The organism is Streptomyces sp. CNH287 (assembly GCF_000424825.1).
In genome coordinates this window covers 525,225-549,505 of record NZ_AUKQ01000005.1, presented here as the reverse complement: position 1 = coordinate 549,505, position 24,281 = coordinate 525,225, and the positions used below count along the sequence as shown (strand labels likewise).

Annotated in this window: 28 protein-coding genes; 8 read left to right on the top strand and 20 right to left on the bottom strand. The window is 70.3% G+C overall.

Annotation, left to right across the window (positions count from 1 at the left end; genetic code table 11):
• Positions 1–6 precede the first annotated feature (6 nt).
• From H299_RS0108860 to H299_RS33005, 8 genes are all read right to left on the bottom strand, one after another.
• On the bottom strand, positions 7–468 hold the full coding sequence (locus H299_RS0108860) for a hypothetical protein (protein ID WP_027748124.1): 462 nt from the start codon (positions 466–468) through the stop codon (positions 7–9).
• A gap of 504 nt (positions 469–972) precedes the next feature.
• Positions 973–2,217, bottom strand: a complete 1,245-nt coding sequence (locus H299_RS0108855) for an MFS transporter (protein ID WP_027748123.1) — start codon at positions 2,215–2,217, stop codon at positions 973–975.
• Complete coding sequence (locus tag H299_RS0108850; RefSeq protein ID WP_027748122.1) at positions 2,214–2,723, bottom strand: hypothetical protein; 510 nt, start codon at positions 2,721–2,723, stop codon at positions 2,214–2,216. Before H299_RS0108850 ends, H299_RS0108855 begins: the two co-directional genes overlap by 4 nt.
• Positions 2,723–3,586, bottom strand: coding sequence for a winged helix-turn-helix transcriptional regulator (locus tag H299_RS0108845; protein WP_027748121.1), 864 nt, complete (start codon positions 3,584–3,586; stop codon positions 2,723–2,725). Before H299_RS0108845 ends, H299_RS0108850 begins: the two co-directional genes overlap by 1 nt.
• 31 nt (positions 3,587–3,617) lie before the next feature.
• Complete coding sequence (locus H299_RS0108840; RefSeq protein ID WP_027748120.1) at positions 3,618–4,040, bottom strand: hypothetical protein; 423 nt, start codon at positions 4,038–4,040, stop codon at positions 3,618–3,620.
• A gap of 12 nt (positions 4,041–4,052) precedes the next feature.
• Positions 4,053–4,493, bottom strand: a complete 441-nt coding sequence (locus H299_RS0108835; protein WP_027748119.1) for a hypothetical protein — start codon at positions 4,491–4,493, stop codon at positions 4,053–4,055.
• Positions 4,490–4,945: a hypothetical protein gene (locus H299_RS0108830; protein WP_027748118.1), complete on the bottom strand. Its 456-nt coding sequence runs from the start codon at positions 4,943–4,945 to the stop codon at positions 4,490–4,492. The genes H299_RS0108835 and H299_RS0108830 overlap by 4 nt, the downstream gene beginning before the upstream one ends.
• 436 nt (positions 4,946–5,381) lie before the next feature.
• Positions 5,382–6,095, bottom strand: a complete 714-nt coding sequence (locus H299_RS33005) for a hypothetical protein (RefSeq protein WP_037758171.1) — start codon at positions 6,093–6,095, stop codon at positions 5,382–5,384.
• A gap of 236 nt (positions 6,096–6,331) precedes the next feature.
• Here H299_RS33005 and H299_RS39545 point away from each other — a divergent pair, with 236 nt between their 5' ends.
• Positions 6,332–6,490: a hypothetical protein gene (locus H299_RS39545; RefSeq protein ID WP_158692297.1), complete on the top strand. Its 159-nt coding sequence runs from the start codon at positions 6,332–6,334 to the stop codon at positions 6,488–6,490.
• A gap of 9 nt (positions 6,491–6,499) precedes the next feature.
• Here the strand turns inward: H299_RS39545 and H299_RS0108815 are convergent, their stop codons facing one another.
• From H299_RS0108815 to H299_RS0108800, 4 genes are all read right to left on the bottom strand, one after another.
• Positions 6,500–7,180, bottom strand: a complete 681-nt coding sequence (locus tag H299_RS0108815; protein WP_027748116.1) for a DUF3631 domain-containing protein — start codon at positions 7,178–7,180, stop codon at positions 6,500–6,502.
• On the bottom strand, positions 7,177–7,659 hold the full coding sequence (locus tag H299_RS0108810) for a hypothetical protein (protein WP_027748115.1): 483 nt from the start codon (positions 7,657–7,659) through the stop codon (positions 7,177–7,179). The genes H299_RS0108815 and H299_RS0108810 overlap by 4 nt, the downstream gene beginning before the upstream one ends.
• Positions 7,656–8,306 carry a DUF4913 domain-containing protein gene (locus H299_RS0108805; protein WP_027748114.1) on the bottom strand — a complete coding sequence of 217 codons (651 nt, stop codon included), beginning with the start codon at positions 8,304–8,306 and terminating at the stop codon, positions 7,656–7,658. Before H299_RS0108805 ends, H299_RS0108810 begins: the two co-directional genes overlap by 4 nt.
• A gap of 166 nt (positions 8,307–8,472) precedes the next feature.
• Entirely contained in the window at positions 8,473–9,228 is a 756-nt protein-coding gene (locus H299_RS0108800; protein WP_027748113.1) for a DNA-methyltransferase, read from the bottom strand.
• Positions 9,229–9,712: 484 nt separating this feature from the next.
• Between H299_RS0108800 and H299_RS0108795 the strand changes: the two genes are divergently transcribed.
• From H299_RS0108795 to H299_RS0108765, 7 genes are all read left to right on the top strand, one after another.
• Entirely contained in the window at positions 9,713–10,846 is a 1,134-nt protein-coding gene (locus H299_RS0108795) for a C40 family peptidase (protein ID WP_027748112.1), read from the top strand.
• A gap of 142 nt (positions 10,847–10,988) precedes the next feature.
• A complete protein-coding gene (locus tag H299_RS0108790; RefSeq protein WP_027748111.1) occupies positions 10,989–11,303 on the top strand; it encodes a hypothetical protein in 315 nt (104 codons plus the stop codon).
• The gene (locus H299_RS0108785) at positions 11,303–11,995 is read left to right on the top strand and encodes a hypothetical protein (protein WP_027748110.1); all 693 of its coding nucleotides are present in this window, start codon (positions 11,303–11,305) and stop codon (positions 11,993–11,995) included. Before H299_RS0108790 ends, H299_RS0108785 begins: the two co-directional genes overlap by 1 nt.
• A gap of 33 nt (positions 11,996–12,028) precedes the next feature.
• Complete coding sequence (locus tag H299_RS0108780) at positions 12,029–13,390, top strand: SCO6881 family protein (protein ID WP_027748109.1); 1,362 nt, start codon at positions 12,029–12,031, stop codon at positions 13,388–13,390.
• Between the two features lie 90 nt (positions 13,391–13,480).
• On the top strand, positions 13,481–14,953 hold the full coding sequence (locus H299_RS0108775; protein ID WP_027748108.1) for an SCO6880 family protein: 1,473 nt from the start codon (positions 13,481–13,483) through the stop codon (positions 14,951–14,953).
• A gap of 51 nt (positions 14,954–15,004) precedes the next feature.
• Positions 15,005–15,451, top strand: a complete 447-nt coding sequence (locus tag H299_RS0108770; protein ID WP_027748107.1) for a DUF6238 family protein — start codon at positions 15,005–15,007, stop codon at positions 15,449–15,451.
• Positions 15,452–15,529: 78 nt separating this feature from the next.
• The gene (locus tag H299_RS0108765) at positions 15,530–17,044 is read left to right on the top strand and encodes an ATP-binding protein (RefSeq protein ID WP_027748106.1); all 1,515 of its coding nucleotides are present in this window, start codon (positions 15,530–15,532) and stop codon (positions 17,042–17,044) included.
• Between the two features lie 104 nt (positions 17,045–17,148).
• On the opposite strand, the gene H299_RS0108760 is transcribed toward H299_RS0108765, so the two are convergent.
• From H299_RS0108760 to H299_RS0108725, 8 genes are all read right to left on the bottom strand, one after another.
• The gene (locus H299_RS0108760) at positions 17,149–17,484 is read right to left on the bottom strand and encodes a YnfA family protein (RefSeq protein WP_027748105.1); all 336 of its coding nucleotides are present in this window, start codon (positions 17,482–17,484) and stop codon (positions 17,149–17,151) included.
• 11 nt (positions 17,485–17,495) lie between these two features.
• Entirely contained in the window at positions 17,496–17,804 is a 309-nt protein-coding gene (locus H299_RS39540; protein WP_158692296.1) for a hypothetical protein, read from the bottom strand.
• Positions 17,785–18,234, bottom strand: a complete 450-nt coding sequence (locus tag H299_RS0108755) for a MerR family transcriptional regulator (RefSeq protein ID WP_027748104.1) — start codon at positions 18,232–18,234, stop codon at positions 17,785–17,787. The genes H299_RS39540 and H299_RS0108755 overlap by 20 nt, the downstream gene beginning before the upstream one ends.
• Positions 18,231–18,566, bottom strand: a complete 336-nt coding sequence (locus tag H299_RS0108750; RefSeq protein WP_037758168.1) for a hypothetical protein — start codon at positions 18,564–18,566, stop codon at positions 18,231–18,233. The genes H299_RS0108755 and H299_RS0108750 overlap by 4 nt, the downstream gene beginning before the upstream one ends.
• Before the next feature lie 283 nt (positions 18,567–18,849).
• On the bottom strand, positions 18,850–20,568 hold the full coding sequence (locus H299_RS0108745) for a hypothetical protein (protein ID WP_027748102.1): 1,719 nt from the start codon (positions 20,566–20,568) through the stop codon (positions 18,850–18,852).
• Positions 20,565–20,888: a helix-turn-helix domain-containing protein gene (locus H299_RS0108740; RefSeq protein ID WP_027748101.1), complete on the bottom strand. Its 324-nt coding sequence runs from the start codon at positions 20,886–20,888 to the stop codon at positions 20,565–20,567. Before H299_RS0108740 ends, H299_RS0108745 begins: the two co-directional genes overlap by 4 nt.
• Before the next feature lie 4 nt (positions 20,889–20,892).
• Entirely contained in the window at positions 20,893–21,969 is a 1,077-nt protein-coding gene (locus tag H299_RS0108735; protein WP_027748100.1) for a tyrosine-type recombinase/integrase, read from the bottom strand.
• A 774-nt stretch (positions 21,970–22,743) separates the two neighbouring features.
• Entirely contained in the window at positions 22,744–24,111 is a 1,368-nt protein-coding gene (locus H299_RS0108725; RefSeq protein ID WP_027748098.1) for a hypothetical protein, read from the bottom strand.
• Between the last annotated feature and the right edge of the window lie 170 nt (positions 24,112–24,281).

Here is a 24,281-nt window from a genome sequence, read left to right as displayed (position 1 = left end):
GCACCTTCACAACAGCCCCTGGGCGAGGTTGTCGGTAACGCGCTGGAGCACGGAGACCGCAGTCGCGTACTCCGCCTCCGTGATGTCGCCGAGGAGCTCCGCGCGCACCCGGTCCATGTGTTCCTTCGCCGTCGCCAGGCCCTCGCGGCCCTGCTCCGTAAGGGCCAGCCGGCCGTCCGCGCCGATGCCGAGCCAGCCCCGGTGTACGAGGGCGTCGGCGGCGTGGACCATCGCCTGGGTGCCCACACCGTAGGGCACGACCAAGGCGCGGATCTCCTCCCTGGTGAGGCCGTGCTCAGCCCGGACGATGTTGTTGAGCGCCCACCACTGGGGCTGGGTCATGTCGATGCGTGCCAGGGCGGCCTGCGAGTGCCGCAGGATCGCCTCGGTGGCGCCCCAGGCGACCAGGGCGATGGGCCGCTGGCCGAGCGTGGTGGTGCCGTTCTGCAGGGTGTTTACCGTCGTCATGATTGCTAAGCTAGGACCTCAAGTGCGGTTGAGGTCAAGGCTGGTTCAGATCATCATGGCTGCGACGGCGCAGCGCCAGTGGGTGAACATGCGGCGATATCGCCGGGGGTCTCCTGCATTTTCGCGATGGCTTTCCGTCCAGCCGCGAGTCGTTCGCAGTTCTGGCGGGACCAAGGCCACGATCCCGGTTCCGGCGGACCGAGTCCGCAACCGTCAGAAGCTCCTGCGCGGTGGCGCTGCCGCCATGAGATGCGAGCAACTGGCCGTGCGCCAGTCGCAGTCCTCAACGAGCGGCTGTGACCAGCACTTCCGCAACAGACCCTAGTGCGCGGTAGACGTAGGGGTGCTCGGCGTCGAAGGCCAAGAAGCGGTCGGTCAGCGTCGGGCGCGAGCCCGCGCGGAACGACGGTCGGGATACCGTCAGGGCGCGCGGGGCGGCAGGGGTGTTGCTCGTGGGCATGGCAGCGGTCTCCACGGGGGTGAGCAGGAGGGTGACCGGGAGGGTCAGGCGGAGGCGGTGTTCAGGCCGGGGGTGGTGCGCAGCCGGGCGAAGGCGGTGAACAGGCCCGCGGCCTGCAGCGCGGCGCAGAGGGTGATGACGTGGCCGAGCTGGGCGGGCGGCACGGTGGCGACGAGGGCACCGGCGAGGGGGAAGGGCAGCAGGAGCAGCAGGATGGTCAGTGACAGGGTGGCGCCGAAGACGTCGGCGGGGATGAGGTGGGAGCGCAGGGTGCGCAGCACCACGGTCATGCCGCCTTCGCCGGCCATGAGGACGGCGATCAGGGTGAGATAGGCGTGGTAGGTGCCCGCGAAGGAGACGGCCACGCACGCGCAGGTCGCGATCGTGGCGGACAGGGCGCCGACCGGCCACAGGCCGAAGCGGTCAATGGCCCGGCGGCACACTACGACCGCGCCGAGGGAGGCGAAGGCGGCAACCGCCCAGATGAGCCCTACGTCGGCTGTGGAATGTCCGAGCTGCTTGATGATGATCACGGGGGTGGCGGCCTGCAGGAGGCCGACGGTGAGGTTGGAGACGGTCAGCCCGGTCACCAGCCAGCCCAGAGCCGGCAGGGACCGCAGGGTCGACCAGCCGGTGTGCAGCCCCTTCAACACCGGCTGCGGCGTGGCGGGCTCGTCCCGGTGGTGCCGGCGCCGCGGGGCCAGTGCGCTGGTGAACAGCGAGAAGGCGGCGATCACACCCAGCATCGCGGCGGGGCCGGCCCACTGCAGCAGGACACCGGCCAGCGCGGGCCCCGCCAAGGTGGCGGTCTGGTCGATGCCGAGCAGCACCGACTGCACCCGGTGGGCGCGGTCGCCGGCTTCGCGGCTGGCGGCCCCGCCCGCGGTCTCGACCGCGATGTAGGAGCACTCGGTGAGGATCCCGGTGGATGCGGCGAGCAGCATGACGGTGACCGCCGTGCCGGGGCCCGCCGCCTGGGTCGGCAGGATGAACGCGGCGGCCAGCACGACCAGGGCCCGGGCAGTCGAGGCGTAGCGGAGCACGGCGGTGGTGCCGTGGCGGTCGACCAGCGCCCCGGCGAAGGCGAACGCGGCCAGGCGCGGGATCCACTCCAGGGCGAAGGCGAGGCCGGTCAGGGCCGCGGAGTCGGTGGTGGCCAGCACCAGCAGCGGGATGCCGTAGGTGGTCATGGCGGACGCGGCGGCGTCCGTGCCGCGCGGCAGGTAGATGCCGCGCAGCAGGGTGAGGGGCGGCCGGCGGGCATGCCGGGGTCCGACACGGGATCTCACGCAGCGCGCCCCGATTCCTGCGCCGCCAGGCAGGAGGGGGTGTTGGCATGGTTCAGCGCGCGGGGATTGGCCTGCAGCCACTCGGCCAGCACGTGGTGCGGCGCCGGCCGTTCGGCCGTGGCGCTGTTCTGCTGCGGGCCGCGGCTGTGCAGCTGGAGGGTGTGCTGGACGCGGGTGACGAAGTCGCTGGTGCTGCTGGGGTACTGGTGGCTTCGGGCCCAGCGTGCCGCGGTGTCGTACACCTCGGCCAGGTCCTCGCCGCTCCCGGTGAGCCGGTAGCGGTTGTCGGCCGATTCGGCGGCGTGGATCAGGTCCAGGTCGCGTGCGGTGTCGAGGGCGTGGCGCAGCTGTCCGGGGGTGAGGTCGCCGAAGGCGCCCTGCAGGCTGCCGCGGCCAATGGGGCCGTTGTCGTCGATCTCGGTGACCAGGCGTATCAGGCCCGGCCCGGACAGCGTCCGGATCGCTCGGCGTTCGCGCAGGAGGCTGGCGGGCAGGGGGCGGGTCATCAGCGCGGTCCTCCTGCCGGGGTGAGTAGGCGGGCGGGTATCTGGTGGGAGAAGAGGTCGCCGGGCTTCCACACAGGGCCGGGCGGGGACGCGGTGGTCAGGGCCGGGCGGGCTGGCGGTGCGTCGGGGGCGGGCAGAGCCGGAAGCCGGGTCTGGGTGGTCGCCCAGGGGCCGCAGTGGTTCTGGGACGGGGCGAGGCCCTGCCCCCGGGCCGGGCGGGCCGCGGCCTCGCCGGGTGGGGTGGCCCAGGCGGTGATCGCCTGGAATACGGGGGCGAGGGCCTGGCCGCTGGCGGACAGTCGGCAGTCGCCGGTTGCGGTGGCCGTGATGAGGCCGTCGGCGACCAGGCGCTCCAGGGGCTTGTAGACGGCGGTCAGTGCGTAGCCGGGCATGGCCTTGCTGGCCAGCGTCGTGGCGCTGGCCGTGCCCCGGGCCTGCAGGGACCACAGGATCGGCGTGGCGTGCCGCGGGACGATCAGGGCGAGCGTGTCGTCGATGTTCTGGGCCGGGACATACTGCTCGGGCTCCATCCCGCCGGTCTCCAGGTGGGTCTCACCCCAGGCGGCGATCACGGTGAGGACGGGCATCAGTTCGGCGCCGCGGCGGGTGAGGCCGTAGGTGACGTGGCGCGGCGCGTACTCCGTGCGTTCGACTACGCCGGCAGTGGTGAGGTGGCGCAGCCGGGGGTGGAGCTGGCCGTCAGCCAGCCATGGCAGCCGGGTCTTGATCTGGGCGTAGCGCAGCGGTTGGGAGGAGAGGGTCATCAGCACCCACACGCTCCAGCGGGGGGCGAGCAGATCCAGGGTCTTGGTGATGCTGGAGAGGGCGTTCGAGGTGGTGTGGGGCAGAGCGGTGGTGGCCAAGGAAGGGGGCTCCTCAAGCGGTGGGGGCGGATCAGCGGGTGCGGGAGGTGGCGGGCGCCGCGGCGGCGGGCAGGGGCGGAGCCGGCGGCTGCGTGTCCGGGGCCGCTACGCGGCGCAGTCCTTGCAGGACCGCGCCCACGCTCTTGGCCTGGGCGTCGCGGGTGGCGACGGACTCGGCGATGCGGCGGGCGCAGTCGAGGATGTGACCGGCGTCGAAGTGTCCGATCTCCCGTTCAGGGGCGGCGAGTTCGCGCAGCCGCTCCAGTTGGAAGTCGATGTTGCGTTCGGCCAGGGTCAGGTCGCGGTAGCTGCCGGTCAGGGCGGCGAGCATGCCGTGGTCGGGGGTGGCATCGGCGAGGGCTTCGAGTTCAGCGAGCGGCTGTTGGTACAGCGCCTCGATGCGGTCGGCGACGATCTGGGAAACGGAGTGCGTGGTGGCGGAGGGCTGGGGCAATCGGCTTGGCCTTCAGGGGCGTCGGGGCCGCACCTCCCCGGCACGGCGGGCTGCCGGGGCGGGTGGAGCGATGGCGGTGATCTTCGGTTGGACGTGCCTCTGCTGCCGGTTGCGTTGTTCGGGTGCGGGCATGGTCCGCAGCAGGTCGTCGAGTGCGGCGGCGTAGCCGTTGCGGCCGGCCACAGCCGCCTCCAGCCACTGGGCGTCCCAGCGCAGGGCCTCGGCGGACAGCCCGTCCATGTCGCGGTCGGCGGCGGTGGCCTCATGGACGCGGTCTCGGACGAGGGCCACCTGTTCCTCGGAGAGGGCGAGGAAGCTGCGCAGCTCCAGGGCGCGCTGGAGCGCGGCATTGGCCCCAGCGCCTGCTGCTTGCAGGTACAGCTCGGCAACACGGGCGCCGAACGCTCCCTCCAGCGCCGCATCGCGGCTGGCCGACTTGTCGATGACGCTCACCGTGCTGGCCCTCGCGCTGCGGCGTCGGGCGCAGTGGGCAGCACGGGCGGGGAGGTGGGCAGCGCTGGAGCGCGGCGGTTGGCGAGGGAGGCGCCCTGCCACACGGCCGTGCCTCGCTTGCCCAGTGCGTTGGGGTCGAGGAGGTAGCTCACGACCACGGCACGGCCGTCGCGGGAGGCGACAGCGTTGTTGACCTGGTGGGCCAACTCCATGACGGGAGAATCGAGTACGCCGGGCTGGGAGCCCAGAGCTTCGACGAGCGCGTCTTCCGCGATGTCGAGTGCACGCTGGGTTTCGGTGAGCAAGCCGTACCAGTGCACGACGGCCGTGGCCTCGGGGTTGGCCTGCGGGGCCGCCTCAACCGCCCGGCGCAGGTCGGCGAGCGGCATCTGAAATCGGTCCTCGATTCGCTCGGTGATGACGCCCATCACGTCTTCGCTGGAGTCGAACACAGCGTGGCTCCTTCCATTTCGGGGATTCCGTCGCAGGAATGGGAAAATGGCGGCCGTCGGCCGCCTTGGACCGGGTCGTCACCGCCTTCGCACCGATCGCCCACGGTCCGGGTCGGGCGACGGCCGCTCGCCGCAGCCGGGACCGGTGCGTTGGCCCGTGCGGTCGTCATGCTCGGAGCGGAGATGACCGGGAGTGTGAGTGCGCCGAGAACGGCGGCGGAGGCGGTGAATCGGGCAGTGCACATGCAGGAATTGCCTCCCTGGCACGGAGAGGGAATACGGAAACAGCCCCAGGCGGATGCCGTGCGGACCGAGAGTAAGAGTCCGGAGAATCCCCGGTTTCGGTAACCGGGGAGCGCGTGCTACGTTGCGAGACCCCTCGCACGCGACTGACGCAATTGCGCGGCGAGAGAAAGAAGTTAGCGCTGTCGGGAGTTCAGCGGCTCGGCCCGCGCGGCGGTGCGGGTCGTGTCGGCAGGCCGCGGGCGGCGGCGCCCCGGGGGGCCGGCGAGGCCGTCGGCAGCGACGGCTTGTCGCCTCTCCAGTGCGCTTCCCACCACTGGGTGGCGGCCTCGAAGGTCTGGAAGCCGCCTTCACGCAGGGCGTGTGTCCATGCGGCGCAGTCGACCTCCTCCAGCAGCACGCGGAAGGGCAGTGCCGCCTTCTCGTGGACGGCGCGCAGCATCACGGTCGTCTGGATGGGGTCGCTGTCGTGGGTGTAGCTGGTGAGCAGGGCGAAGTGGTCGCCGTCGCCGCGCAGCCGCTTCTCCAGGACGCGGGTGGCCTCGTTCGCGGGGACGGTGCCCATGTCCTCGGGCAGGAGGATCTTCTCCTCGGGGCAGCCGCGGGCGATCAGCCAGGACTGGGCCATGGACGGCAGCGGCAGTTCCTTGTGGTCGAAGCGGTAGGTGTGCGTCGACGGGGAGCGTTTGAGGTGCAGGGCGACGAGCTGCGGCTGACCGGGGATGCCCCAGGTGACGGCTCCGTTGTGCATGAGGAAGAAGCTGTGCTCTCCGTCGGCGCTGTGGTGCTCGGCGAGTACGGTCATCATGTCCCGCTCGATGCCGATGCGCCCCCAGAACTGGTCGGCGACGTGGTTGGTGACGGCTTCGTATCCGTCGAGGCGGAAGTCGGGTTCGTAGCTGGGCATCGGTGCTTTCGTTCGATGACGCCGGCGCCGTCCAGCGGCGTGGCTGGCCAACAGTTGGAAGAGCCGGGGGCAGCGTGCGGGCGCGGTGCCAAGTGACCCTCGCGGCGGGGCGCGGTCAGGGCGTCTCGGCAGGGGTCGGTGAGGGTGAGGGGCTGTCCGGCCTGCACCGTGTAGCAGGTGTCACGCTCCACGAGGGCGGCCGTCTCCAGGCGCTGCAACGGGCGAAGGAGACGCGAGTGCGCGAGAGGGTCGCCACGGGGCCCGCCGGCCAGGGCCGTGCCGATGTCCTGCCGGTGGCGGGCGTCGGCGAGCCTGGCTCCCGGCTGACGGGCCCGACGCAGACCAGGGCCAGTGGCCGCTCGTATGCGTCGAGCCTGGTCGAGTACGGGGCGTGAGTGGGTGCCTCAGCAGGAGCAGTTCGGACGGGCCTCCAGCAGGTCGGCCCGCTGATAGGCCCTGTAGCGGCTGCCGTCGGCGGCGCGCGGCTTGCGGGGCCGGACTCCGTAGGTGCGCAGGAGCAGGGCAAGCCGGATCGGGGTGAGGTCGGCGTAGTGCCAGCGTCCCTCGGCCTTACCGGGCAGCTCGCGCAGGCGCTCGGCCAGCTCCGCGGTGCTGACGTACTCCGTGGAGCCCTGCGCGTCGAAGACGTCGAGGCAGGCGTGGACGATGGTCTGCGGACGGCTCGGGCACGAGAGGAACTCCTCGCACGTCTCCTGGTGGAGGTCCTCGGGGTCGTCGAGATCCTCGAAGTCGGGATCGAAGTCTGGCGCCTCCTCCGGCTCGTACTCGGCCTCCGGTGCGGCGTCGTACGCCGCGGCGCAGCAGCAGGAGGTGGAGAGCAGGACGCCCAGTTCGGCACCGGCTGCCATGCGTTCGATCAGCAGGTCGGTGAATTTGTCGAACTGCTCGGTGGCGGTGACGCCCTCGGGAGGTTCACCGCCGGCGAGGGCGGGGAGCTGGCGGTCGAGGTCCTGGACCTCGACGAACGCATCGAGGATGGCGCGGTGGCACGGATTCTCGGTGACCTGGGTCGGCGCCAGTACGGCGGCGGCGACCTGGTCGATAAGGGTGGGGAACTGCGTCAACGAACAGGGCCCTTCAGGGTCGGGGATGCGGGTCGGCGAAGGCCGGGCATCGCATAGGGCGGTGGTCCCGGTTTGGGGATGGGCTGGCGCGTACTGAGCTGCGGTGAGCGGGTACGGGCGGCGTGGGTGCGCTCACCCGTGGGGCGCCGGGCGATGCCGAGGCGGTCGCGGGCGGTGTTGTACACGTCGTGTGCCTCGCGCGGGCGTACGGCCACCACGTGGATCTCGGTGGTGTGCGTGGAGTTCGCAGGAGCCGGCCGCTGGGCGTAGACGATGCGCCACGCGTTGCGGTGATCGACGTAGACCTTGCGGCATCCGACGAGGTCGCGGGTGAGTTTGGCGCCGAACAGGCGGGCGTTGACGATGTCCTGGAGCTGGGCGAGTACCAGATCGCGGATGTCGCCGGGGGCCTGGAGGAGATCCCCCAGAGCGCGGGGGTCGAAGGAGAGCCCGAAGGCCGGCCCCTCGCGGCCGGTCATCCGGCAGCCTGACCAGGCTCGCCGTTCGTCTCGGACTCCTCGCTGGCGCCGGCGGTCCGGGTCGAGGGCGGCGGTCCGGGCAGCAGACGGTGGGCGGGCCGGTCCGGATCGGTCATGCACGCCGAGAGAGGGCCACCCGGCGCCCGCACGGTGGCCATGGCGTGGGTGAGGAAGTCGCGGTGCCACACAAGCAGCCCGGACAGGCCGGCCTCGGGGTCCTTGTGCTGCTGATAGGCCAGCCACAGGGCGTGCAGCCAGGCAACGACGTCGGCGTGCTCCTGCCACTGCGCGCACCACGGCGCGGCTGTGGTGACCTCCGCCCCGTAGACCCGGGCAAGGAAGTCATCCACCCAGTCGGACAAGGCGTCGAGTTCGTCTTCGTACTCTTCGCCCTCCAGCTCCAGGATCGGGCGGGGCTCCGGCGGAGCAGGTTGCGGCGGCAGACCCGCGAACCCCGGCATGCCGAAGGCGTCGAACGGCGCGTCCGCAGACGGTGACGCGGAGGCGAGGCTGTCGAGCTGGCGAGCCTGCTCCGCGGACTGGTCCAGCAGTTTGCGGACGCTTGCCTCGATATTCTCCAGATCGGGCTCCGGCAGCCGGACCGGTTCCGTCTCGTCCTCCTCCGGGGGGTTTATGGATTCAGGCACGAAAAGGGGCCTCCTTGAGCCGCAAACATTGGGCGTGAACTGCGGCTTCAATCATCCGGAGGATCCCCGGTTTCGGTAATCGGCGCCTTACTGCTACAACTCAGTGCGGCACGGCCGGGGTTTACGGGCGACGTGTCGAGGTGTGTGCCGCGCAGCAGAACCGGGTTCAGGCGGTGAGGGTCAAGTCGTCCTGGGAAAGGGTGTGTTGCAGCGTTTCGGTGAGCCGGCCGGCAGCGATCTCGGCATAGTGCCTGGTCTTCTCGACACCGATGAAGTCGCGGCCCTCCAGCAGGGCCGCGACGCCGGTGGATCCGGATCCGCAGGTGAAGTCCAGCACCGTACCGCCAGGCGGGGAGATTTGCACCAGCTCACGCATGACGGAGACGGGCTTCTGCGTGAGGTGCTGCCGCGCCTTGCCGCTGGGCTGCGAGGCGCTGTAGAGGCCGGGCAGGTAGACCGGGTTCCGTGAGGCGTCGATCGCGCCCTTGCTGCCCCAGATGACGAACTCGCAGTTCTGGGTGAACCGGCCCTTCTGGGGCCTGGCCTGGGGTTTGTGCCAGGCCAGCACGCCACGCCAGAGCCAGCCGGCGGCCTGGATGGCGTCCGTGGTGATCGGCAGCTGCCGCCAGTCGGTGAAGATCAGTGCGGTGCCGCCGGTCTTGGTGAGCCGGTGCGTCTCAGTCATGATCTGGCTCAGCCAGAAGCCGTAGCTCCTTTGGTCCATGTTCTCGCCGGTGAAGTCCGGCAGCTCGTGCTTCGCGTCGGCGGAGGTGTATTTCTGGCGGGCGCTGCGGGAGGTGCGCTCCTTGGCCGTCCGCCCGCCGCTGTTGTACGGCGGGTCGGTGATGACGGAGTCGACACAATCGTTTGGCAGGTCGGCGAGGACGCCGAGCGCGTCGCCCTGGTGCAGGGAAAAAGGCAAAGAGATACCCCAGTTCGGGTCGGATGGGGGAGATGCTCCGGCTCGCCCGGACGACGCCGCAGGACCGAATACGGGCGAGAAGGCTCCGCGTGCCGCGCGGCGAGGGTGAGAGGAGGAGTCAAAACTGTAGAGCACGATTCCCGGTTGAGGGCTATCGCCACCCAAGGCCCCCAAAAAAGGAGCCTTGGGCAGAGGCGATTTCGGCAACCGGGGATCCGCCCTTACTGTTTTGGAACTGCCCGGCCTACACCGCCGATGGCGCATCCCCGCCCCTCTTTCGCGGAAGAACCGCCACGCCCTGGCAAACCTGGCCCGGTGCCGGTGCGAGCGGCAACTCGCGCATGCTCCCCGGGCCCGATCCACCCGCCACCCGGCCCTCGCGCCGCCGGGTCTTCACCGAGGACCTCGTTGTGACATCGCCACACCCGCCCCTGCCCGCAACCCGTCCGCCGACCCGTAGCCGCCTGCCGGGAGGCGGGCCGGATTGAAGGGTCTCGCCGCCGGAATCGGCGTCGTCGTCCTCTGTCCACTCCTGCTCGCCGGTACGGCCATGATGGTCGCCGTCTCCAGCACAGCCTCCACCCAGACCACGGGCTCCTTCCGCGGATGCCTGGGAGGCGATACCGACGCCATCACCGAGAAGATCACCACCATCCTCGACGGCGCCTCCGGCAAGGACATCCGCATCGAGGGCCTCACACTGCCCGACGAACAGATTCCGCACGCCCAGACCATCGTGGCCACCGGCATCAGCCTCCACGTCCCACGGCGCGGCCAGATCGTCGCGCTGGCGACCGCCATGCAGGAATCACGCCTGCGCAACCTGGCCTACGGCGACCGCGATTCCCTCGGGCTCTTCCAGCAGCGCCCGTCCCAGGGCTGGGGCACCGCGCAGCAGATCCGCGATCCGGTCTACGCAAGCGAGCGCTTCTACCGGGCGCTGTTCAAGGTGCACGGCTGGGAGTCGATGACCGTCACCCAGGCCGCCCAAGCCGTCCAGAAGTCCGGGTTCCCCGACGCGTACGCGCAGTGGGAGCCCCTGGCCACCGCCTTGCAGAAGGCCATCGCCGCGACGTTCCCGAGCACCGGTGTGGACGAGCGCGGCAAGGACACCGCGGACGGCGGGAAGTCCGGCGCGGGCGGCTCCACCTGTGCTCCGGCCGAGGACGGCTCCTCCTACGGGCGCATCCCCGAAGGATCCGTGCCCCAGGGATACACGATCCCCAAGGACGCCGACCCGAAGGCCCGCGAGGCCATCGCGTGGGCGATGCGCCAGCTCGGCACGATGTACCAGTGGGGCGGCAGTTGTACCGACGCCCACGGCCCCGACCCGATGGGCCGCTGCGACTGCAGCTCACTGATGCAGCAGGCGTACGCCCAGGTCGGCATCAAGCTCACCCGCAGCACCTACACGCAGGTGGCCGAGGGCAAAGCCGTCTCGTCGAAGAACCTGAAGCCCGGTGACCTGATCTTCAGCCGCGGCAGCGCCGCCCGGCCCGAGCACGTCGGCATGTACATGGGTCAGGGCCTCGGAATCGAGGCACCGCGCACATCCAGGCCCGTCCGGATCACACCGATCAAGGACTGGACCCTCCTCGCCGCCCGCCGCGTCATCTGACGCCACGACGCCCACCCCCGGCGCCTCCGCGCGGCCCCGCCGGGCCCCCCTCTCGCGTGTCGAGCGCCACCTCCCCTGCTTCTCCTTCCCCTTCGGCCGGCCCGTATCCGGCCTGCGCATGCCAGGAGCCCCCACCACACCCATGCCCATACCTCTCGCAGACCGCGTCACCCAGCTCGCCTACGACCCCGGAATCGCACCCAAGGGCGGCGGCCTGCCCGGCCTCGCCGTCTTGAAGAACGTCGTCAACAGCATCAACCTCTTCGGCATCATCGCCGTCGTGGGGGCCCTGGCCGTCTCGTTCGGCGTGTGGGCCTGGGGCCATCACACCGGCGGCCACCAGGCTGAGGCCAACGGCAAGAAGGGCGCCGTCGTCGCCGCCAGCGCCGCACTCGGCCTCGGCGCCGCGAATGGGATCGTCGCGTTCTTCTCGGCCCTGGGGTCGCAGGTCCACTGATGAAGAACCGTTTCCCTTCCCTCTCCCTGTCGTCCTACGGCGCCGACTGGTCCGCCCGCCGCCGCATCGCCCTCGTCGCGATCACCCTCGCCGTTCTTCTGGCCCTGGCTGCCGCCGTCGCCACCTTCACCGGGAGCAACGACGCGGGCCGGCGCTCCGACCCCGGTACGCCGTCCGCCGCGAGCAGCACCTCGCCCTCAAAGGAGGCGCCCAGGCCGGGCACGGACCCTGATTCCGTGCCCGGCCCGCCGCAGATCGCCGATCCGGTCGCCTACGCCAAGGCCGCCGCGGCCATGCTCTGGACCTACGACACCCGCGACACCAGCCGCGACCAGCAGCTCGCCGGCATGCGCACGTGGATGACCGAGGAGACCAAGTACGCCGACTGGCAGTCCCTTTCGGCGCAGATCCCCGACCCGGTGCTGTGGTCGCGGATGGCCGACCAGGACCAGCACGCCGCCGCCGAAATCGCCGAGGGCCACTACCCCTCCGCGTTCAAGCAGGCGCTCGCCGAGGACCCGTCCGCGATCACACAGGCGTACATCTACGCCGTCACCGTGACCGGCAAGCAGCAGCTCGCCTGGAAGGGGGGCGGCGGCGGAGCCGAAGAGCGCGCAGTGACCCTGGCAGTGCAGTGCAGGCCCGGCCACGACTGCTCGCTGGCCGCCCTCGCCCCCCGCGTCGCGCTGTGACCCGCAACCTGACCGGAAAGTGAGGAAACCCTCTTGGGCTTCTGCGACATACCCCTGGCCGGCAAGGTCTGCGACGTCGGCGACGCGGCGGAGTTCGTCTCCGACCCGGGCGAATCGATCGGCGACTGGATGGCCAAGAGCGCCGGCGAACTCGCCGCCGCAGCGGCCGATCTCGCCGCGAAGGCCGTCGACGCCACCACCACGGTGGATCTGAACGCCGCCTGGTTCCGCGACAACTACGAGATGCTGCTGCCGATCGGCCTGGTCGTCCTGGTCGGCACGTTCTGCGCCCAGCTGGTCAGGGCCGCGATCCGGCGCGACGGCCAGGCCCTGTCCCAGGCGTTCACCGGCACCATGGTCGGCGTCCTGTTCTCCTTCTGCGCCATCGCGGGGACCACCGTCGCCCTGGAGGTGGTGGACGCGCTGTCCGCCGGGCTGTTCCAGGCGTCGCGACTGTCGATCGAGTCAGCGGTGCGCCGCACCGTTCAGGTGGGCCAGATCGGTGCTCTGCCCGGGCTGGGGTGGATGGTGGCCGTCTTCGCCGGCGTCGGCGCCGCGATGGGCGCGGCTCTGTTCTGGTGCGTGATGATGGTCCGCAAGGTCGGCATCCTCGTGATGGTCACCCTCGCCGTGTTCGCCGGAGCCGGAGGCGGCTGGGAGGTCGCGCGCCGGTGGCGCCGCGGCTGGATCGAGGCCACCGCCACCCTCGTCGTCAGCAAGCTGCTGATGACCGTGATCTTCGTACTCGGTGTCGCCGCGATGGGCAAATCCGATTCCGAGGACGGCATCGCCGCCCTCGCGGACGTCATGTCCGGCATCGTCATCATGGCCATGGTGCTGCTCTGCCCCTACGCGACGTTCAAGTTCGTCCACTGGGCGGCAGAAGGAACGGACGGAGAATCAATTCACCGTGCCGGCGAATCCGGTGCCCAGATGGCCAGGCAGCACACCGAGCGCGCCGGCCGCAAGGCCGCCGGCGCCGCGGCCACAGCAGGAACCGGCGGCGCGGCAGCCGCAGCAGGCGCCGCACCGCAGGGGCCCGACGCTGTACCCGGCGGCGGATTCTCCGGCGACATCGCCGCCGATCCCACCGGCGGCGACAGCGGCAAGGACGCGCAGAGCCCGCACGGTTCCCCCAGCGGCGACGGGCTCGACAACGGCCTGGAGAAGGCCGTACAGCCCCCGCCGGCCAGCCCCCGCGACGACACCAGCGGCCAGTTCGGCGGTCCGCCCGGGCAGGGCGGCAATTCGGGACCGCCCTCGAGCGGGAGCGACGGCTTCCTGTCGCAGTCCGGTGCCGGAACCTCCACACCCGCGCCGCAGGGCGCCCCGTCGGCACCGAATCCGGACGGCACCTCCCGAAGTACCGGGACGCCCCCGCCCGCCGGGCTGTAGTTCCTGCCCGACTCCGGGGCGGCACGCGCTGCGCACACCGCGCCGCGTGCCGCCCCGGCCACCGCCCCCTGCGCACCTCCGGAACGGCCCTTGTCTGATCTCACCGCCACACCGCTCACCGTCAAATTCCCCCACCGATCCAGGCGCGGCATCCTGCTCGGCCTCTCCCTGCCCCAACTCGTACTGACCTCGGTCGCGTTGGCGCTCCTGCTGGTCACGGTGGTCTCCACCGGACTGCTCGGCGCCCTCGCTCTGGCACCGCTGTGGGCCGCGGTCGCCGCCCTGGTCGCCATCCGCCGCCACGGCCGCTCACTGGTCGACTGGGCGCCGATCGTCCTGCGCTTCGCGCACCGCCGGCGCACCGGCCAGACCCTGTGGCTGGCCCGGCCGCTCTCCCGCCCCCGCCGAGACGGCATCCTGCACCTGCCCGGCAGCGCCGCCTCGCTGCGCGTGGTCACCCCCGGCGACTCCACCAACGGCGCCGCCGCGGTCCACGACCCGCACCACCAGACCCTCACAGCCGTCGCCCGCGTCTCCAGCCGAGCCTTCGCACTCCTCGACCCCGCGGCTCAGAACCACCACGTGACCGGCTGGGGGCGGGCCCTGGCAGGCATCGCCCGCACCGGACACACCGCCACCGTGCAGGTCCTGGAGCGCACCGTCCCCGACTCCGGCGACACCCTCGCCCGCCACTGGACCCAGCACGGACACCCCCAGACCCCGGTCGCCGGACAGGTCTACAGCGAACTGGTCGCCTCCGCCGGCCCGGCCGCCGCCCCGCACGAGACGTACCTGGCCATCTCCCTCGACCTCAAAGCCGCCAAACGCCTCATCAGCCAGGCCGGCGGCGGACTCCCCGGAGCCTTCACGGTGATGGAGCAGACCACCTCCGCCGTCGCCCAGGCCGCCCGCAGCGCGGGATTGATGGTGACCGGCTGGCTGAGTGCGCGCGAGATCGCCGCCGTCATCCGCACCGCCTACGACCCAGGCGCCCTCTCCGCCCTGCAGCAGTGGTCGGAGTCCGGACGGGCCGAAGCCGACCCGCCCGCGGCCGGGCCCGTGGTCCAGGTCGAGGAGTACGACCGGCTCGCCACCGACACCGCCCGGCACGCCACCTACTGGGTCGAGGACTGGCCCCGCACCGAAACTTCGGCGGGCTTCTTGCACGGCCTCATGTTCACCGCCGGGGTCCGCCGCACCCTCTCCCTCATCTACGTGCCCCAAGGGCTCGAGTCCGCGATGCGCGACGTGCAGCGCAAGAAGGCCGCCATCGTGGCCGACGCCAACGAGAGGTCGCGGCGCGGACAGGTCGACTCCGAGGCCGACAGCGTGGAGTACGCCGACGTCAAGACCCGCGAGCGCCAGCTGATCGCCGGACACGCCGATGTGGCCCTGACCGGGCTGCTCACCGTCTCCGCCAAGACCGACGCCGTGCTCGACGCCGCCTCCGCGCAGATCGAGACCGCCGCTGTCACCGCGCAGGTCGACCTGCGGCGCTTGAACTTCCAGCAGCCCGACGCCTTCACGCTCGGCGCCCTCCCACTCGCCCGCACAGCCCTGTAACCCCGCCCCGACCCCAGCCGACGTCCTGCCACACCGGCAGAAAGGAACTCCTTGACCTCTGCCAACCCCGTCGGCGACACGTACCCGTACCTGCGGGCCGCCAGCGCCGGCCTCCGCCACCACACACGCGCCCTCACCCCGCGCGCTGAACGCCCCACCTCGCCCGCGGACCGCGTGCACCTCGACGTGCTGCACGCCCATCTGACCTCGCTGCACCAGCTGCTCGATCAGCTCGCCGACACCACCCGGCCGCCGCATCCCGCCGCCGGCCGACATCTGGCCACCGCGCACACCCGGCTGTGGCAGTCCGCCGCCGCCGTGCACGACGCCTTCCACCTCCTGCCCGCAGCGGAATCCCCGGCGGACACCGAATGCCACCCCGAGCGGCTCCCCGAGGGGCCACCCGTGCTGACCATCTGCCAGCGCCACCTCGCCGCAGGTCACGTCGTACGCCGCAAGACCACCCCCACCGGCCTCAACAACACCTGCAGCCAGTAGCCCCCGCCGCCGGAAGGCACCGCAGGCGCGCCCTGCAGCGCTCCACCAGCGCCGCCGTCATCTGAAAGCCACCTCGCCATGACCCACCGGCCCGCCCGGCGCGCCCGCCGCGCCTCGGCGTCACCTCTCTTCGCACCGACCGGCACCGACCGGGCCAGCCGCAAGGCGGCACGCCGCCAACTGGCCGAAGCAGCCGCACAGGCTCGCGCCCAAGCCGCCCGGCACCCGGCCGGTACCGAACCAGCCGAGCAGGAGATGCCGCCACCCCTCTTCCCTCCCCGTGGGCGCCCCGGACCCGCCTCCGCACGCGGCGGCCGGCTCAAGCTGGCCGCGCACCGGATGACCACCGCCACCGCCAGCGGCGCCTACCCATTCCTCGCCGAAGGCGGCCTCGGCGCCGAGGGCATCTACGTCGGCCGCGACGTCCACGCGGAAGCTAGCTTCGTCTTCGATCCATTCGAGCTGTACGGCAAGGTCGATGGGTTCACCAACCCGAACCTGCTGCTCGCCGGCGTGATCGGGCAGGGCAAAAGCGCGCTCGCCAAGTCGCTCGCACTGCGTTCGGTCGCCTTCCGTTACAGGATCTATGTGCCATGCGACCCGAAGGGCGAGTGGACACCGGTAGCGGAAGCCCTCGGCGGCCGGTCCGTCGCTCTCGGACCCGGGCTCCCGGGCCGCCTCAACCCTCTGGATGCGGCTCCGCGTCCGGCGAGCGTCTCCGAGGCCGACTGGGTCGGCGAGATCCGCAAACGCCGCCTGCTCCTGCTCGGCTCTCTCGCCCGGACGGTCCTGGGCCGGGACCTGATGCCCATGGAGCACACCGCCCTGGACGTCGCCCTGGACTCCGTCGTAACCCGCGCCGTCGACACCGGCCGCACCCCGCTGCTCGGCGATGTCGCCGCCACCCTCAACAACCCGGCCGCGCTCGACGAGGCTGCCAGGATGATGTCAGGCTGGCTCGGTGCCGCCGCACGCGACCTGGCCCACGCGATGCGCCGTCTCGTCCACGGTGACCTGGCCGGCATGTTCGACGCCCCCTCCACCGTCGCCTTCGACCCGACCGCGCCCATGCTCACCATCGATCTGTCCCGCCTGGGCGGATCCGGCGACGACACCGCCCTCGTCCTCGCCATGACCTGCGCCTCGGCCTGGATGGAATCTGCGCTCACCGACCCGGGCGGCGGCAGACGCTGGATCATCTACGACGAAGCCTGGCGCCTCATGCGCCACCCCGGCCTCCTGCAACGCATGCAGGCGCAGTGGAAGCTCAGCCGCGGCCTGGGCATCGCCAACCTCATGGTCATCCACCGCCTGTCCGACCTGCTCACCGCCGGCGACGCCGGATCCCGCGGACGTGCCCTGGCCGAGGGCCTGCTCGCCGACTGCTCCACCCGCATCATCTACCGGCAGGAAACCGACCAGCTCCACGCCGCTGCCGCCCTGCTCGGCCTCTCCTCAGTGGAATCCGACGCCATAGCCCACCTCAACCGAGGACGCGGCCTGTGGAAAGTCGCCGGACGCTCCTTCATCGTGCAGCACCTCCTGCATCCCCACGAGCTGGCGCTCTTCGACACCGACGCCCGCATGCATTGAAAAAGCGCCGAGTTCACGAAAACTGAAGTGCCCATGCTGCCTCTCCGGCGGCGGGAGGTGCAGTGATGAGTGTGTGTGAGGTCCTGGGTTCGTCGGTGAGTGGGTCAGTGGCTACGGGGTGCGTACATGATGACAGCCATCCCGGCGAGGCAGACCAGGGCGCCGATGACGTCGTAGCGGTCGGGCCGGTAGCCGTCGGCGACCATGCCCCAGGCGATCGACCCGGCGACGAAGATCCCGCCGTACGCGGCCAGGATGCGCCCGAAGTTGTCGTCACTCTGGGCTGTGGCCACCACGCCATATATGCCGAGGGCGATGACGCCGGCGCCGATCCAGACCCAGCCCTTGTGCTCGCGGATGCCCTGCCACACCAGCCAGGCGCCGCCGATCTCGAACAGGGCGGCGACGCCGAACAGGGCAATGGAACGCAGGACGGTCATGATCGGGCAGTCTACCGACGGCCCGCGCTGGTGGTCTGGAGCGGGCCGTCGGCCTGCTTGCAGCCGCATCCGCCCTGGCCAGAGGCCGTCCAGGAAGCGCCGCCGCGACGGCGGGAGAGCCACCAGGTGGCCCCGGCGAGTGCGGCCAGGGCAAGGGCGGCGGCAGGCTGCCAGCCCACCACGGCGGACGCACACGCGCCCACAACGCCTGCGGCGATCAGCATGGGCAGTAGGCAGCACGCCACACAGGCCAGTCCGGCCAGGGAGGCCAGCGCCTTGGGAGTGCGGCGCGGGGTCGGGTCAGCAACAGGGACCGGCATGGCGACTCTCCTCGGCGAGATCAGTGAACGGCAGGGGACAGCAGGGGCTTGCGGCGCACACGGTCAGGTCGTCGCATCCGGCGTCGACAGCGGTGACCAGGGCGGCGCGGATGCTGGTCAGGTCGGCGATCTTCGCGTCGACCTCGGCGAGCTTGGCCGCGGCACGGTTCTGGAGCCCCGGGACGGGGCGGCCGTGCCGGTGGCGGCCGGCCTCCAGAAGCTCGGCGACCTCCTCCAACGTGAACCCCAGGCGCTGGGCGGCCTTGATCACCCGCAGAACGGTCACTGCCTCCTCGTCGTAGAGGCGATGACCGCCGGGGCTGCGGTCGGGCTCGGCGAGCAGACCACGCCGCTCGTAGTAGCGCAGGGTCTGGATGTTCACCCCGGCCGCGACCGCGACCTGCCCGCTGCGCAGACCATCGCCGCTCACGACAGGTCCCGGTCCGCGGCCCTGGTCGCCCGGTCCTGGAGGGCGTCCAGCACGGCCTCGTGCGCCGCGTCGACCTCGACGTCCACGCCGATCCCGTCCGCCTCGGCGGTGACGGTGAAGGTGAAGAACGAGCAGCAGCCGCTCTCGCGGGCCACCAGGTCGCGGACCCTGTCCTCCACGCCCGGCCCGGCGGTAAGCACCAGGTGCAGCCGCAACCGGTCTGGTCGGGTCGAGTCGGCCAGCCGCTCGGCGAACAGCGCGTCGAACTCCGCGACCCGCAGCGGCTGCTCGGTGGTGGGCAGTGTGCAGGACTGCGGCACCCAGGTCGTCATGGTGAACACTCCCGTCGTCGTGTCCCCGCACGGTGCGGGTGGGGACATCTCCGACGGTAAACCCGTACCTGGGTATAGGTTGCAAGCCCGCCTCACCTATCCGGCGGGCGAGGAACGCACGTCCCGAACCTGGGCAGAGCCCCGCCGCCCCCACCCCGTGACGGCTGGACGTCACGTTCGGTGCAGGTGCCTCCCGGTTTCGTGGACACCGCCCACGGCCGTCTTGGACTGCTGTCTCACTCGATGTACACCCGCTTCCGGAACGACTCGTGAACAAAGCCGGCTACTGCTCGGAGCCGTCGTCGAGGTCACGCGGTCCAAGGACCAGGGTGTAGCGCAGGGCAGCGTCGATTCCGATGCCGAAGAAGTCGCAGATGCGGCGCACGTCGCCGCCGGTCGCGAAGATCTCCTGGAGGATGCGGTCCTCCCTCAGTGCCCGGGGCGTCACGCCGAGGTTCCGCCAGGCATAGAGCTTGCTGGTCGGGGTGGTCCGTGGTGCGGTCTTGCGGTTGATGAAGAGGTGGGGGTTGAGGGTGCTGGGCCAGCTCCGTGCCCGGTGGTTGAGGTAGGCAGTCAGGCGGCTGCGGACCGGCCCGGCGAGCGGAATCGTCTTCCCGTCGAGGGCGAGCTTGCCGTCGACGATGTCGGTGAGCTGGATGGCTGCGAGCTGTGGGCCGGTCAACCCGTGGAAGGCGACCAGCGCGACGGCCAGGGCCACGGCGGAGTCGGGCGAGTTAAGCGCGTCGCGGATCTTCGTGGTGTCGAGAGGGACGGGGACGGTGGTGTTGCTCCGGGCGACGGGGACGCCTCTGGTGGGGTTGGTGAAGATCTTCTTGCGGGACTTGAGGACGGTGAAGACCGAGCGCAGGCCCTGGTCGGCGAACAGCCGGTTTGCCCCTTCGGCCGGGAGAGCCTCGGCGACGTCCTTCCTGCTGATCTCGGCGAGGGAGGTGTGTCCCTGGTCGGCCCAGCTGCGCCAGATCGGGGCCATGCCCTGGATGTGGAGGTGGATGGTCTGCTCATGGCGGGGACGCCGCCGCGGGGCGGTGGCACTGCCCGTGAGCATGACGTCGAACCACAGCTGCAGTTGCCCGGCCATCTCCTCGGGCAGGCCGGTGGTCCTCTTCGCGAAGTACCGCTCGACGGCGGTGGTGCGGTCGTCGACCAGGAGGCCGGCGGCGGCGAGGATCTCCAGGGTCGAGGTCTGGGTGCCGCCGTACCGGATGCTTGCGGCGACATCGCTGACAAGGATTTTCGCGCCGGGCCAGTCCTGGAGGGCGTCCAGCAGCTTGAGCGTGTGGACGACGCTGTTGGTCTGCCGCCTGGTCCACGCGTGCCGCCGGGCGTGCTCCCGCAGGACAGGCTCGCAGTAGCGCAGCAGCAGCGAGTCCTTCGTCAACGCGCAGTCTTTGACGGCGCCGTGTCCGGGTGGCATGCGGAACAGCAGCAGCTGGCGGGCACCAGCGATGGTCTCAGGGAGAGCCGGCGGCTGCCGTTTGTCCAGCTCGCGGGCGCGGGCAGCGCGGCGGCGGGCGGCTCCGGTCTTGTCGTACTGGAGGTTGGCGAGGAAGAGCTGCTGCCCGTATCGGCTGGTCGTCTCCAGGTGAGGGGCACGTCCTGGTTGCTGGTACAGACGGGCGTTCTCCCAGCACAGCCGACAGGCACCCTGGCCGTTGATCCGGCTCTCGCGCCCGCAGAACTCGCAGGCGTCGACGGGATAGTGGGTGAACCACCAGCGGCAGCTCCAGCACTGCCAGCTGTGGGCCCGGTAGACGCCCCAGGCCAGGCAGCCCCGGCAGGAGCCGACGTGAAGTGGGGCGCCGGGATGGCAGCGGGTGCACAGTCCCTGGCTGAAGTAGTCCAGGCTGGCGCAGGCGCGGCACGGCGGTGGTGTGAAGGGGCCGCCGGGCAGGCAGCTGTAGCAGAAATCCATCCTCGGTCTGGTCCAGGCGACCCGGTTGACCTGGCAGACCGTGCACTTGCCCGGTGGCGGGGTGCTCATAGCGGCGGCTGCGAGCGCGGGCGGTCGAACCTCGGGGCAGTGACTGGTCCGGCATCGGACGCCGCGGCACTGTCCTGCTGCGGCGGCCGGCGGGCGGCGACCTTCTCCGGTTCACGGATCAGCAACGCCGTCGGATCACAGTCCAGGACCGCGCAGATCACGTCCAGGTCGTCCAGGCGGATCGAGGTCGGTGTCCCGGTCCACAGCGCCGACATCTTGCCCGCACTGATCTCCAGCCCGGCCTCAGCCAAGAGCCGGCGCATCTCGGTGGACTTCCAGATGCCACGCTCGGCGGCCTTCAGCCGCAGGTTCCACTGCACGGGTTCACACCTCTCCCAAGCGTGCTTCGAGCCGCTCGTTCGCGCTCATCCAAGCCCGCTCGACGTGATCGCTGTGGACGTGGATGTAGCGGGTCGTCGTGGACAGCCACTCGTGTCCGAGAAGTTCTTGCAGGGCCTTCAGATCCATCCCGTCCCCGTAAAGCGAGGAGGCGCAGTAGTGCCGCAGAACATGAGGCGTGAGCCTTCCCTCCCAGGCCGGCAGCCACAACCCGGTGGCGCTCGCCAGGCCGGCACGCAGGGAACTGTGGTTGATCCGCGTGCAGTGCCCGGTGAGTTCGTCGTGCCGCTCACTGGGCAGCAGCGGGGCGTCGGGTTCGGCCCAGTCGGGTCCGAACTGGTGCCGTACATCGGTCAACCACCAGTCGATCAGACGGTCAGCACCGTTGATCGCCGGGACCAGCCGTGGCTTGGGCCCACGCCCGCGGCTGCCTTTCCCATGACGGACGTGGAGCTTGCCGAACGTGCCAAGGTCGGGGCGCCAGTCGCGGATGTCGAGCATGCGTGCCTCGTTGATCCGCAGTCCCAGGCGGCGCCACAGCGAAGCCGCGAAGTAGTTCCGCGCGGCCGGCAGATACTTGCGCGCCCCGGCGACCGACGCCCGCCACTGCCCGAAGAGCTCGTCGACCTCCGCGTCGGAGGGCGGGATCCGCACGTTGGCGAAGACCGGGCTGCGGGGACGGTTGTACTCGTCGATCGGCTGCTGGACCACCGCCCCGGTCAGGGCATGGATGTCGCCCTGGTACCGGCTGATAGCGAAGTCGTAGAAGTAGGCGAGCATGCCCGCCTTGCCCGTACGCGTGCTGTGTGCCTGGCCCACCAGCCGCAGGCCGGTCAGGAAACGGTCGGCATCGTCGCACGACGCAGTCCACAACGGGCCGTTGAGGGTTCGCGCGAACTCGAAGATGGCTGTGCGCGCATTGCCGATGTGGCTGTCGGTCAGGTTGGCCGCGGCCATGGACAGCGCGAACTGATCGACGATCTCTTGCTCGAAGTCCTCGATGTCGCGCTGCGTCCGCAGCGCGCGAGCCGAGGTGATGTTCCGGATGACTGCCAGTGCCATGGGCTGCTCAGTTCAGCGAGACAACGACTGAATCGAGATTACTGGCAAAGCTTCAGGATTTCCGACGAATCCTCAAACTTCACTGCCCGCGGCAGGTATCCCACGCCACCTGGCCTGCAGCCCACTCCCACAGGCCCAGCCCGGAACGAACACAGCGGCCTACAGACAAAGGGCGCCGAGTCGTCGAAACTGAAGCGCCTTTGCTGCCGCTCAGACACCAGCCGGAAAGCCCAGCGGGCAGTGCCGAACACCGGGCCCAGCTCCGCCCGCACCCGACCTTGCGAAAGAGCCCACGATGCCTCTCGACCCGACCACCCGCGAAGCCCTGCTCGCCGCGATCCCCGAGGCCAACGCGCGGGGACGCAAGGCACTGGAGGATTGGGACGCCGTCTCCGACAGCCTGTGCGACGACAGCCACGAGCCGGTCGACGAGCGTTACGACATACGCCAGCACCAGCGCGACGCCGAAGCCTGGAATGCTTTCGAACCCTTCCTCGACCACGGGCCCGAGCTGCTCGCCCGGGCCGAGGAGGACTTCCGTGTCCTCCACCAGGACTACGAGAAGCCGGACTTCGAAACCATCGCGCGCCGCAGGTCGCAGCTCATCGCCCTGCACGACGCCGTCGAAGGGGGGCCGACAGGAGCGCGCTGCCTCGGTAGTTGTCAGTTGTCGCCTGATCAGGCCGCCTACGACCATCAACCCCTGGCAGCAGGGGCGTTGGGCATTCTCCTGCCACATCCGTTAGGTCACCACGGCCTGCCACAAAATCATTATCAAAGGTCTTCGTCCGTGCTGAGGAAGACCGACTTGAGCAGGTCGGCCGCGTCGACAAGGGGCTCGGTGGGCACCCGGAGCTCACCACTGGTCACCGCGTCGTTGCCGTCCTCGGTCAGCTCCCACGAGACCTCCACCGAACTGGCCTCAGGGTCCTTGGCGATGATGACGTAGTCCTCTTGGTCGCTCGTCCAAACTATGTTCGGACGGAACGACTCCGGAGTGAGCACAACTTCGGCGTCCCCGCCGTGGGTACTCCAGGTCACGGGATAACCCCTCTGGATAGGTCGGATCGCCGAGGGGTCGAAGCTCTGTGGGAATGGCACGTGGCGCCCCAGCACTGGTTCGACGACTTTCTCCAAGTCTGGGTCGCCCGGATCGAGGTAGTCCAGCACTTCGCAGTTGTGGAACGTCAGAATCAGGTGCGGCTTGGAGACGAAACGACCGCAGCTGACCACCTGGACGCCGACACCCGACATCCCAACGCCTAGGAAGTACTCCCGCCCCTCGGCGATGTGCTCGGCCTTCTTGCTCCGCCATACGGCGAGCGCGTGCTCCCGGTCCTGCCTCGACAGCGGCTTCGGGTTGCCGAAGATACTCGACGGCAATGTCAACAGCGCCGAGCCGCGAGTGCCTTCATCCGGTGTCGGCTGCTTGCTGAACTGCTCCTCCTCATGGCAGCGCAAGCTCTCCAGGACCTCGTCCACACGGTCGACCCTGCAGATGGGACCGAGCACTTGTACCTCAAGGTCAATCGGTGGCCTCCCGCCCCGGCGGGCGCGCTCGACAAGGGTGAGGACCTCTCCGGAGCGTGCAGGCCGCGTGTTACTGGTGCCTCGAACATAGATCGCGCCGTCTTCAAGGCTGTCGCGGCGGTCGTCACTCTGATAGCTCTTGTGACACGGGAAGATCGTCTGGCCATCCTCTGGCGGCTGGGCGATGACGAAGAGGACCTCGTGATCGGAGTCGATGCCGATCCTGCCGAACTCGAAGGCCGGGAACTGGGGCCCGAGGTAGGGGCGGAGCCGGTCCTCAAGCTCGTGTGCCTCGGTCCCACGCGGCACTCCGGGAGCACTGTTCTTCTGTACGCCGATGACCAGGACCGCGTAGCCGTGGAAGTGTCGGGCGGCCTCCCCCGGACGCCGGTTCGCTGCGCCCAGAAGGAACTTTGCGATCTTGGCCGCAGTCGCCTTGCTGTTCATGTTGAGAGGGCTCTTGACCTCGAGGTAGGTCGTCTCAGCCTCATCGCCAACAGCGACTACGTGCCCAAGAACGCCCCGCAGGGCGCGCTCACCAAGCGGGATGACGCTGGTATCGAGAGCGGAGTTCCCGGCGTCCGAGTCGTCTGAAGGCAAGAGATCCCGCATGGGCCGATTCTGCCATTCATGACGGCCGGGCGGGATCGAACATCCGCCTTCGAGAAGGCTAGGTTGCGGTCACGGCGCAACATAGCCGACGATCGCCGGTTACCCCAACCGGCGATCGTCACGACACTTGAAGCTCCCCTCCAGCCAGAGATCTCAGCGAGTCGGCACGC

Excerpts from the sequence above, each read along its gene's own strand:
- H299_RS0108860 (WP_027748124.1), bottom strand. The coding sequence starts at position 468 with ATGACGACGGTAAACACCCTGCAGAACGGCACCACCACGCTCGGCCAG.
- H299_RS0108850 (WP_027748122.1), bottom strand. The coding sequence starts at position 2,723 with ATGACCCGCCCCCTGCCCGCCAGCCTCCTGCGCGAACGCCGAGCGATC.
- H299_RS33005 (WP_037758171.1), bottom strand. The coding sequence starts at position 6,095 with ATGCCCAGCTACGAACCCGACTTCCGCCTCGACGGATACGAAGCCGTC.
- H299_RS0108810 (WP_027748115.1), bottom strand. The coding sequence starts at position 7,659 with ATGACCGGCCGCGAGGGGCCGGCCTTCGGGCTCTCCTTCGACCCCCGC.
- H299_RS0108790 (WP_027748111.1), top strand. The coding sequence starts at position 10,989 with ATGCCCATACCTCTCGCAGACCGCGTCACCCAGCTCGCCTACGACCCC.
- H299_RS0108785 (WP_027748110.1), top strand. The coding sequence starts at position 11,303 with ATGAAGAACCGTTTCCCTTCCCTCTCCCTGTCGTCCTACGGCGCCGAC.
- H299_RS0108765 (WP_027748106.1), top strand. The coding sequence starts at position 15,530 with ATGACCCACCGGCCCGCCCGGCGCGCCCGCCGCGCCTCGGCGTCACCT.
- H299_RS0108760 (WP_027748105.1), bottom strand. The coding sequence starts at position 17,484 with ATGACCGTCCTGCGTTCCATTGCCCTGTTCGGCGTCGCCGCCCTGTTC.
- H299_RS39540 (WP_158692296.1), bottom strand. The coding sequence starts at position 17,804 with ATGCCGGTCCCTGTTGCTGACCCGACCCCGCGCCGCACTCCCAAGGCG.
- H299_RS0108750 (WP_037758168.1), bottom strand. The coding sequence starts at position 18,566 with ATGACGACCTGGGTGCCGCAGTCCTGCACACTGCCCACCACCGAGCAG.
- H299_RS0108745 (WP_027748102.1), bottom strand. The coding sequence starts at position 20,568 with ATGAGCACCCCGCCACCGGGCAAGTGCACGGTCTGCCAGGTCAACCGG.
- H299_RS0108735 (WP_027748100.1), bottom strand. The coding sequence starts at position 21,969 with ATGGCACTGGCAGTCATCCGGAACATCACCTCGGCTCGCGCGCTGCGG.
- H299_RS0108725 (WP_027748098.1), bottom strand. The coding sequence starts at position 24,111 with ATGCGGGATCTCTTGCCTTCAGACGACTCGGACGCCGGGAACTCCGCT.